General features: G+C 68.3%; 1 protein-coding gene. It reads left to right on the top strand.

Annotated elements, in window-relative coordinates; all coding sequences use genetic code 11:
* Positions 1 to 107: 107 nt before the first annotated feature.
* On the top strand, positions 108 to 391 hold a 284-nt coding region (locus EN850_RS34010), incomplete at its 3' end, for an HAD hydrolase family protein (RefSeq protein ID WP_148671830.1).

Raw genomic sequence — 391 nt, 5'->3', positions numbered from 1 at the left:
CTGCGGTGGGGGACGCACAGGCTCCTGCAGTATCCCGGCCAACGTGGGCAAAGAGGTGAACCGGGCATGAGGGGGTAAACTGGCGTGCCCCGCACGAGTTGAACGCAATGGACATGGGCCGCAGGCAATCGACCATCGAACTGGTCGCCATCGACATGGATGGCACGCTGCTGGACCCGTCGCACCAGCTCACCCCCCGCGCCCGGAAGGCCATCGCGCAGGCGCGGGCGCTGGGCGTGCACATCGTGCTGACCAGTGGCCGCCCGGTTCCGGGCCTGGCGCCGTACCTGCACGAGCTCGGCATCACCGGCAACGACGACTACTGCATCGCCTGCAATGGCGGCCTGGTGCAGCGCATCGGCACGCGCGAAACCGTGGTCGCGTATCCGCT

It is taken from the genome of Mesorhizobium sp. M8A.F.Ca.ET.207.01.1.1 (genome assembly GCF_004794715.1).
Classification (GTDB): domain Bacteria; phylum Pseudomonadota; class Alphaproteobacteria; order Rhizobiales; family Rhizobiaceae; genus Mesorhizobium.
Note: the sequence above shows the minus strand (reverse complement) of the source record. Positions and strands in the feature narration are given on the sequence as shown.